The sequence below is a fragment of the Brevibacterium renqingii genome (assembly GCF_017808105.1).
GTDB classification, from domain to species: Bacteria; Actinomycetota; Actinomycetes; order Actinomycetales; family Brevibacteriaceae; genus Brevibacterium; species Brevibacterium renqingii.
Genome location: NZ_JADBHF010000026.1, coordinates 1 through 1,708, shown reverse-complemented (window position 1 = coordinate 1,708; position 1,708 = coordinate 1). Strand labels below are relative to the sequence as shown.

Genomic DNA, 1,708 nt, shown 5'->3' with positions numbered 1-1,708 from the left:
CCTGAGTTGCACAACTTTAGTTACCCACCGCTGAAGGCCGGGTTTACGACTTTTCCAGTGCCTTAAGCATGTTCTCGACGGCCTTCGGCACCTCTGGAGTAAACGTGATTTCCTGGCCACCCACTCGGCCGGTGAACTCCCGCAGTGGCCGCAACGATGTGATGATCTTCTTCAACGACGTCCCGGTCGCGTCCTGCATGAACCTCGACACGGCCAGCGCGGTGAACACGACCGTCAAGTGCGCCTCGATCGCATCCCTTCTCCGGTGAAAGATCGGCCTGGCCCTCAAGTCTGTTTTCGACATCCGGAAAGACTGCTCGACATGCCACAAGTCGTGATAGCTGCCGATCACCTCGACAGCCGACATGGTCCCGACGGGAATGTTCGTGACATAGCCTTTGAACCCAGTCAGCTTCATCGCCCGCTCGTAAGCCTTCTCATCGAAGGCTTTCTCCTCATCCGTGACCTTCACAAACCGGGCCTTCTTCGCCGGCTTCTCCCCATCGATGATCGCCAATGCCCGATTACGCTGCAGGTTCAAGGTCTGCTCATCACGCATCGCACGCTTACGCCGGTATTGCCACACCACCCGCCACGCATCCGGATGCTCCTCAGCTGACCAGACGGGTTCCCTTCTCTTCTTCACCCGATCCGGATTGAGTCGCTTCACACCCTTCGGGGTGATCGTGTCGATGATCTGCCCATCGTCGGTGTATTCGCCATTCCACCGAAAATGGGTCGCCAGATCATGTGGGGCTTTCGTCTGCCTCGACCCGACAATAAACCGCAGCCCAGCATCATCGAGTTCCTTGAGATTCTTCGCCGACAACATCCCCGCATCAGCGGCGACGACCATGTCCGTGACCTGGTGCCGGTCTTGGAAGGCTTTGATCACGGGAATGATCGTGTGAGTCTCTGCTTTCGATCCCTCGAAGCAGCCGATCTCGAGTGGGAACCCGGTCCGGTCGACGAGGAGTCCCACAACGATCTGCGGGTCGACGCGGCGTTCTTTCGAGTACCCGACCTGACGCAGCGCGTCTTCCTTCTCAGCCTCGAAGTAGAGGGTCGTGACGTCATACAGCAGCAGACTGATGCCGGTGGTGGCGACACTGTGAGCGAAGCATTTCTCAGCGATCTGGGCCCGGTAGTCGCGTTCATTGGCCCGTACTAAGCAGTTGAGGAACGTGTTGCGGTGGACCACCTCGGCACCGAGCTCGTCGAGGACTCTGACACTGTCAGACTTCGACGTCGGCTCAACCAGCCTGGCAACAACGAGCTGGAAGAACGCTTCATCATCGACGACATCGAACCCGAGCCTTTCGTACACGCTGCGGATCGTGTCGATGAGCAGCCCGGATCTGCTGGACTTCACGACTGCTGATGACACCCGCGGTTTGTCCGCGGTGTCGAAGTCGAGCGTGGCCTGTCCAGGGTCACGCAGTTTGGCTTTGCCAGCCTCGACGAGAGCGGCGAGGTCTTCGGGCGTATGGGCGGACCCGAGGTGCTCGACGATGCGGTACGTCCCGCCGGTCTTATCAGCGATCTGCACGGCAGTGGCGCCCGACGCGGTGGGCACCTTGCGCACGAAAGGGCTCATTCCCCCATGATACGGGCCAATTTAGTTACCCAAATTCCAGACGCGCAACCTCCTGACCAGGCGCGATATGTTCGGCGACCACGAAAACCTCACCTACTTGTGCAAGTCAGG

The 1,708-nt window shown here is 59.1% G+C and carries 1 protein-coding gene; it reads right to left on the bottom strand.

Annotation, left to right across the window (positions count from 1 at the left end; all coding sequences use genetic code 11):
- Positions 1 to 43: 43 nt before the first annotated feature.
- On the bottom strand, positions 44 to 1,597 hold the full coding sequence (locus tag IHE57_RS16130; protein ID WP_216630080.1) for an IS1634 family transposase: 1,554 nt from the start codon (positions 1,595 to 1,597) through the stop codon (positions 44 to 46).
- Between the last annotated feature and the right edge of the window lie 111 nt (positions 1,598 to 1,708).

Excerpts from the sequence above, each read along its gene's own strand:
- IHE57_RS16130 (WP_216630080.1), bottom strand. The coding sequence starts at position 1,597 with ATGAGCCCTTTCGTGCGCAAGGTGCCCACCGCGTCGGGCGCCACTGCC.